The following is a 7,653-nucleotide window of genomic DNA, read 5'->3' as shown; positions in this document are numbered from 1 at the left end:
AGTCCCATAAAACGGACTCAAGCCGAAACCAACACAGTTATTGACTAACACGATATTCATTTTCTGGGGATTCGCCGGCTGGCTGGTGGAGTGCATCGATATGCGGATAGAGGCGGGGGAGTTCCAGAACAGGGGGTTCCTGCACATGCCGTTCTGCCCGATCTACGGCGTGGGGATGGCGGCGGGATCCGTGGCCCTGGGCAGCGTAAAGGACTCCTATGCAGGTCTGTTCGTATTCGGCGTGATCTTCTGTTCCGTGGTGGAGTACATCGTGGGCGGCATCCTGGAGAGGATGTTCCGCTCCAAATGGTGGGACTATTCCCATATGCGCTTCAACATCAAGGGAAGGGTCTGCCTGAGGAATGCCGTGCTGTTCGGATTCGGCGCCATCGCGGTGTTCCGCGTCGCGCAGCCCATGGTGGAGGGCGTGATTGGCGGGATTCCCATGGAGACGAGAGTCGCCATTACCGCCGTATTCAGCACTGCCTTTGTGGTGGATTTGGCCGCCTCCGCGAGAAGGGCCTGGACATATCGGAAAAATCAGGAAGGCGATGAGCTGAGGCTGATATTTAAGGCCCACAGATAGACCCGGGCGCTTTATGAGTCCTCCTGAGGATACCATGAGGATACAAAAAAGATACATATCTGTTTTTTCATAATAGATAGCATTATATAAACTGGCATCATATACATTGCCATCATATAGATGCCACCATTTGGATTTCATCACGCAGAGATGAGGGGAGACTATGCTGAAGATACTGATAGCGGAGGACGAGGAGCCCATCGCCAACCTGATTAGAATGAACCTGCGCAGGGCGGGATATTCCTGCGTCTGGGCGCCGGACGGGGAGAAGGCCGCCGACCTGATGGACACCGAGAAGTTCGACCTGGTGCTTCTGGACGTGATGCTGCCGGGCATCAACGGCTATGAGCTGATGGAGTACGCCAGGAGCCTGGAGCTGCCCGTCATCTTCCTCACGGCCCTGGGAAGCACAGAGAACAAGGTGAAAGGGCTGAAGATGGGAGCCGACGACTACCTGACCAAGCCCTTTGAAATCGTGGAGCTCCTGGCCAGGGTGGAGGCCGTGCTGCGCCGGTACCACAAGACGGAGACGCTCCTCACCGTATTCGACGTGGTGATCGACACGGCCTCCCGGTCGGTGACCCAGAACGGGGAGCCCGTGATGCTGACCATGAAGGAGTTCGAGCTTTTGCTGCTGCTGGCCAGGAACCGCAACATAGCCCTGTACAGGGAGACCATCTACGAGAATATCTGGGGCGGCGAGTACATGGGTCAGAGCAGGACAGTGGATCTCCATATCCAGCGGCTGAAAAAGAAGCTGAACTGGGACAATGAGATTGCGGCTGTCTACAAGGTGGGATATCGGCTGGAGGGAGAGGAAAAAATTACGAAGTAGGGGATTGGGGATACATGAGATTCGCAGATAAACTGTTTCTGGTCATGACTGCGCTTCTGACAGTGATGTTCGCGGTGTTCGGGACATGGATGCTCTCCTCGGATTTCTCCCAGCTTCTGAACAAGGAAATCGAACAGGGCAATAACGACAGCCGCACCTTCCTCTTCCTCTTTGAGATGGGATACCAGTCCACGGAGGAATACGGGGAGGACTATGCCATCAGCAGGACGCTGAACAGCATCGCGGGCAGCGTGGAGCGGGACGGGCGGCACATGTTCGTGATACGGGAGGACGGCACGCGCTTTTATGGGGGCGAATATCTGGAGAACATGGGTTTCATGGAGGAGGTGGAGGGTCTGATAGCGAATCTGGAGACCTCGGACGACGCTGACGGCAGCATCCGCAACATGGGCATCCGGCAGATCGAAGGCAGCTATTACATGTTCGCAATCACGAAGTCCGGCGTCTCTGATAACGATGTGTACCTGGGTATGTGCAGGGAGCTGACGGACACCTACAGCGCCAGGGGGAACCTCCTGTCCCGATACCGCATCGCGCTTCTGTGCCTGCTGTCCGCAGGCGGCGTCAGCATCTATTTCCTGTCCCGCTATATTACGAGGCCGATCCGCAGCCTGGGAAGGCTGGCCAGCAGGATTGCCGACGGGGACTACACCCTGCGCTCCCAGAACAAAAGCGGCGATGAGATCGGAGCACTGGCCCGGGACTTCAACCGCATGGCCGACCGCCTGGTGGAGGAGATGCAGGTGAAGATACTGGAGGCCAAGCAGAAGGAGGATTTCACCGCCGCCTTTGCCCATGAATTGAAGACACCGTTGACTTCTATTATAGGCTACGCGGACATGCTCAATTCCCTGGAGCTCTCGGAGGAGGAGCGCCACGATGCCTATTTCTACATCTACAGCCAGGGAAAGCGCCTGGAGAGCCTGTCCCACAAGCTGCTGGAGCTGGTGAGCATGGATAAGAATCCCCTTACCTTCCGTCCCATCCCCACCAGGGAGCTGGAGCAGAACCTGCGCATCACAATGCGGCCGATCTGGAAGCAGCGGGGCGTCCGGGGAAAGGTGGAGCTGGAAAAGGCTGTCATCCAGGGGGACTCGGAGCTGCTCCTGTCCCTTCTGTACAATCTGATGGACAATGCGGTGAAGGCGCTGGACAAGGGGGAGCAGAGCTTCATGCTCATGAAGGGCACCTGCCTGAAGGGCTTTTACGAGATCAAGGTGGTGGACAACGGCAGGGGTATCCCGGCGGAGGAGATCAGCCGCATCACGGAAGCCTTTTACATGGTGGACAAGTCCCGTTCCAGGAAGGAGGGCGGCGCCGGCATCGGGATGGCCCTGTGCCAGAAGATCATCCAGCTCCACAACGGGACGATGGTGGTGGACAGCAGGCTGGGGGAGGGGACAGTCATCAAGGTGACTTTTCCAAGAAGATATACTGCTTAACGATTTCACTTGCAATGAAACCAGACTGCATAACGCTGACTGGTTCAATCGCATGATTGCATTAGGCAGTATTCAGCGTTATGCAGTATAAGTTTCGGGAAGGGGGAACCATACGGCCATGGCAGACAGGAGGAAACCGTTCCAAAAGAGGAGGGGCCTGAACCGGAGGAGACAGGTCCGGTATTACGCGGCCATTTTTTCAGTGCTCGCGCTGCTCATAGCGGCGGCTTTCTTCGCGCCCCAAATCCTCTTCCAGGTGCAGGACGCCATCCTGTGCAGGGATACCGTCCTGACGCAGCAGGAAAGCCTGAACGTGGATACCCTCAGCACCACCTACGAGAAGTCCCTGGAGAAGCGGATGCAGAACTTCGCGGAGGGGCTGGGGGAGGGCGACACCTTCTATACCACATCCCAGAGCCTGGCCCTGACCAGTGAGGTGAGGGAATACGTCTACTCGGACAGAGGGCTGTTCAGCAACGTGGTGAACGAATTCGCCGAGAACGGCCTGCTGCCCTGGTATATCTGGGAAGGGGATTACACCATACTTCGGTGGAAGCAGTACGTCATCTACAGCGACGACTTCGCCAAGGGCGTGAACTTCATTCTCTGGTACGTGGAGATGCAAGACCCAAACGGGGTCATAGTCAAGCTCCTGGCAGACGCGGAGGATGGCACGATATATGCCATCAGGACCGAGTCGAACCGCTACGACGATTCGACAGAGAGTGCGGATGTATCAATAGAGGGGAGGAACTATATTGATGAAATCTACTGGAGCGACCGCGGCCCCACACAGATATGGGGCACTCTCGCTTACTGCTACGAGTGCCTGGATGATTCTGAGATAAAGGATTTCCATATCATGGTTGATGAATATGGATGGACAGGCAATAGCATGAACAGCGCCGCCAATGGGGAGAGCTATGGGTACGACGCGGATAAGCCGGCGGCAAGGGAGGCAATGGACAAAGAGATGCTGGCCTTCCATGAGGAATGGGGAGCGCTCCAGGAGAAGGTCCGATACTACAGGGACGGCAACGATGCCATGGGCTTCCAGCTGACCTATGGGGAGGCCAGGCTGGACGTGCTGCTGACGATTCCGCCGATGGACGATAAATCGGTATATGTGTACGGCTATCCGGACATCAGGATAGGGATACGCCAGATTTATGAAATGATCCCGGAATTCTCATAAATGTTTCCTTGTACTAATATATTTAGAAAAACAGTATGGTCATATGAGGTTTTTCGTGGATATAAGGTACAGGATTCTTTGCGGGATTCTTGCGGAGGATATTTTCCTGGGGGCAAGCGGCTTCGGAGCCGTGCACGATTTCATCGCATGGCTGGACGACCTGGTCTGGGGGCCCTGGATGCTGGCCCTGCTTTTGGGATGCGGCTGCTATCTGATGGTCCGGATGGACTTCTTCCCGGTCAAAAACCTGAGGTTCGCTTTGAAGTGCGCTCTGGGGATGGAGGAGGCGGAAGGCGTCCCGGGAAAGAGGGGCAGGGCGGCGGGCGGGGAAGAGCGGCGCGGAAGGGGGCGTTCCGGTGCAGCCGGAGCCACAGGGAAGATTTCTTCCCTGTCCTCCCTGACTACGGAGCTGGCCACCACCTTAGGGATAGGGAATATCGTGGGGGTGGCCTCGGCCATGGTGCTGGGCGGGCCCGGGGCGCTGTTCTGGATGGTGGCCACCAGCGTCATAGGGCTGGCCACAAAGCTGGCGGAGAGCATGCTGGCCGTAAAATACAGGGGCAGGAACGACAGAGGGGAGATCGCGGGGGGCCCCATGTACACCTGCCGGAACGCTTTCCCGCATAAGAGGCTTGGCAGGATGCTGGGCTTCCTTTTCGCCCTGTTCGCGGTGACGGCCTCCATCGGCATGGGGAACATGACCCAGTCCAATTCCATCGCGGATGCCCTGTGGGTGGCCTTTTCCATACCAAAGGCAAAGACGGGGCTCTATCTGACGGTGCTCACTGTGCTGGTGGTGATAGGCGGCATCGGCGTCATCGGGAAGGTGACCCAGGTGCTGGTGCCCTTCATGGGGGTCTTCTACCTGTGCGGGGCCTTCGCCGTGATACTGGTGCACTGGCGCAATGTCCCGGTGGCGGTGGGAGGGATCCTGACGGCGGCCTTCTGCCCCCAGGCAGTGTCCGGCGGCATCTTCGGCAGCGTCACGGCCACCATGTTCCAGTCCCTGCGCTGGGGCGTCTCCCGGGGCATCTTCTCCAACGAGGCGGGGCTGGGGGCCTCCGGCATCACGGCCGCGGCGGCGGATACGGAGGATTACATAAAACAGGGCTGCATCAGCATGACGGGGGTGTTCCTGGACACGGTGGTGGTCTGTACAATCACAGGGCTGGCCTTCGCGGCCTCCGGCGTGCTGGGGACAGTGGATGCGAATGGGAAGCCACTTACAGGCACGGCGCTGACCCTGGCGGCCTTCCGCACCGCGCTGGGGGACCTGGGCGGGAGCTTCATCAGCGTCTGCATCGCCCTGTTCGCCTTCGCCACGGTGATCGGCTGGGCCTATCAGGGGGAGAAGGCCTTCGAATTCCTCATGGGGGGCCGGACGAAGTACAATCTGTGGTACAGGTTCTTCTATGGGCTGGCAGCCTTTCTGGGCTGCATCTGTTCCCTGGAGACCGTGTGGAATTTCTCGGATATCTGCAATGCCCTGATGGCAGTGCCGAACCTGATCTGCGTGCTGGCGCTGTCGGGAAAGGCCTGTAAGGAGATACGGGAGTATCCGGTGCCGGGGGAGAGGCGGGCCAGGGGTTCCCGAAATCCATAGGACAGCATAGGAAAATGGATTTACGGCTGACTGGCGGCAGAATCACGAAAAAGCAATCCGCCGCTGTTTAAAACTTACACCATACATCGGTGAGATGCTGTGAAGGTGTATGTTTCTCTGTCCATGCAGCAGCACTCCTCGTGCAAGACTGTAGTAGTCCCTGATAACCAGACTACTACAGTCTTATATTAATGTCATAGACAAAAAAGAATTGTGGTTGATCCAGATTCATGGTATGATGGGACCAGACAGCGCAGAAGGGCATGGATTCCCGGAAATATATGATCCTGAGGCGACGTATGGATCCATGGCGATGCGCGAGCCCGCAGAAATGCAGAAAAGAGAGGTCAACAGAACATGTCAAAGACAATCGATTATTTTTTGCAGTACGTGAAGATCGACACCCAGTCCGACGAGACCACCGGAACATCGCCCAGCACGGCGAAGCAGCATGACCTGGCGAAGCTCCTGGCCGAGCAGCTTAAGGACATAGGAGCCACGGAGATCACCTACGACAGGGAGCATTGCTATGTATACGCCACCGTCCCCGCGTCAGAGGGCTGTGAGGACGCGCCGGTGCTGGGGCTGATCGCCCATATGGATACCTCTCCCGCAGTGTCCAACGAGAATACGAAGCCCCGAATCGTGGAGAACTATGACGGCGGGGACATCGTCCTGAACCAGGCGGAGAACATCGTGTTCAAACGGGCTGATTTTCCGGAGATGGCAGAGTATGTGGGCCATGATTTGATCGTGACGGACGGCACCACGCTCCTGGGCGGGGACGACAAGTGCGGCATCGCTGAGATCATGGCGGCCAGCGAATACCTGCTGCAGCACCCGGAGATAAAGCACGGGAAGCTGCGCATCGGCTTCACGCCGGACGAGGAGATCGGAGAGGGCACGAAGCATTTCGATGTGGAGCTGTTCGGCGCGGATTTCGCCTACACCGTGGACGGCGGCGGGTTCGGCGGCCTGCAGGCGGAGACTTTCAACGCGGCGGGGGCGAAGCTCACCGTGAACGGCCGCAGCGTCCATCCCGGCGGCGCAAAGGGCAGGATGGTCAACTCCATGCTGGTGGCCTTTGAGTTCCAGAGCCTCCTTCCGGTGTTCGACAATCCCATGTACACCGAAGGGCGGGAGGGCTTCTTCCATCTGGACAATATCCATGGCACCGTGGACAGGACAGTGTCGGATTACATCATCCGCGACCATGACCGGAAGCTGTTCGAGCACCGGAAAGAGGTCTTTAGACAGTGCGCGGACTTCCTGAATCAGAAGTATGGGGAGGGGACCGTGGAAGTGGAGATGAAGGACAGCTATTACAATATGTGGGAAATGCTGGAGCCCCATATGCATCTCATAGACAATGCCTCTGAAGCCATCCGGGAGCTGGGCGGAGAGCCCGTGGTGAGCCCTATCCGGGGCGGCACGGACGGCGCCAGGCTGTCCTTCCAGGGCCTTCCCTGCCCCAACCTCTGCAATGGCGCGGGCAATGGCCACAGCCGCTTCGAGTTCGCCAGCGTGCAGTATATGGAGAAGGTGACGGAGCTACTTTTGAAGCTGGCGGAGAAATATGCCGCATTCCGGCAAATGTGACAGCGGTAAGAGATTCTTGGAGCCCCTGGCCTGGGAGGACCGGTGCGGTAAGTGTAGAATGGCATACGCGCGGCGGGAAACCTGTCCCTGCATGTATGCCGTTTTGCCTGCCGGTGTACTGACGACATATCCCTACGTTTTTCGCCATCCTTGTTCCAACCTTGTTGGATCACATTCTGGCAGCTTTAGCAACAAGGCGGATGCATCTGCAAAACCCTCCCCAACAGTTCATTATCTCGCCCCAAAAAGTGTGCATTATTTACATGTCTTACTTATGGATGACTTTCCTCATACCAGAACCACAAAATTCATGTGGGATTATTTTAAACCCCATTTTTTCATAAAATGCTTCTTTTCCTTTTACTGCAATCA

6 protein-coding genes are annotated in these 7,653 nt (G+C 57.1%); all 6 read left to right on the top strand.

The genetic code is table 11. The features are described from left to right. Positions 1 to 40 precede the first annotated feature (40 nt). Positions 41 to 586, top strand: coding sequence for a putative ABC transporter permease (locus Q2B33_RS22240; protein ID WP_300823186.1), 546 nt, complete (start codon positions 41 to 43; stop codon positions 584 to 586). A gap of 163 nt (positions 587 to 749) precedes the next feature. Further along, complete coding sequence (locus Q2B33_RS22235) at positions 750 to 1,421, top strand: response regulator transcription factor (protein WP_300573780.1); 672 nt, start codon at positions 750 to 752, stop codon at positions 1,419 to 1,421. A gap of 14 nt (positions 1,422 to 1,435) precedes the next feature. Beyond that, a complete protein-coding gene (locus Q2B33_RS22230; protein WP_300573783.1) occupies positions 1,436 to 2,884 on the top strand; it encodes a HAMP domain-containing sensor histidine kinase in 1,449 nt (482 codons plus the stop codon). 118 nt (positions 2,885 to 3,002) lie between these two features. Next, on the top strand, positions 3,003 to 4,079 hold the full coding sequence (locus tag Q2B33_RS22225; RefSeq protein WP_296470947.1) for a hypothetical protein: 1,077 nt from the start codon (positions 3,003 to 3,005) through the stop codon (positions 4,077 to 4,079). Positions 4,080 to 4,134: 55 nt separating this feature from the next. Then, positions 4,135 to 5,682 (top strand): sodium:alanine symporter family protein, encoded by a 1,548-nt coding sequence (locus tag Q2B33_RS22220; RefSeq protein WP_300573787.1) that lies wholly within the window; start codon positions 4,135 to 4,137, stop codon positions 5,680 to 5,682. A gap of 357 nt (positions 5,683 to 6,039) precedes the next feature. Beyond that, positions 6,040 to 7,281, top strand: a complete 1,242-nt coding sequence (gene pepT / locus Q2B33_RS22215; RefSeq protein WP_300573790.1) for a peptidase T — start codon at positions 6,040 to 6,042, stop codon at positions 7,279 to 7,281. The last annotated feature ends 372 nt before the right edge of the window (positions 7,282 to 7,653 follow it).

The organism is uncultured Acetatifactor sp., from assembly GCF_948601915.1.
Lineage (GTDB): Bacteria > Bacillota > Clostridia > Lachnospirales > Lachnospiraceae > Acetatifactor.
Note: the sequence above shows the minus strand (reverse complement) of the source record. Positions and strands in the feature narration are given on the sequence as shown.

Excerpts from the sequence above, each read along its gene's own strand:
- Q2B33_RS22235 (WP_300573780.1), top strand. The coding sequence starts at position 750 with ATGCTGAAGATACTGATAGCGGAGGACGAGGAGCCCATCGCCAACCTG.
- Q2B33_RS22230 (WP_300573783.1), top strand. The coding sequence starts at position 1,436 with ATGAGATTCGCAGATAAACTGTTTCTGGTCATGACTGCGCTTCTGACA.
- Q2B33_RS22225 (WP_296470947.1), top strand. The coding sequence starts at position 3,003 with ATGGCAGACAGGAGGAAACCGTTCCAAAAGAGGAGGGGCCTGAACCGG.
- pepT (WP_300573790.1), top strand. The coding sequence starts at position 6,040 with ATGTCAAAGACAATCGATTATTTTTTGCAGTACGTGAAGATCGACACC.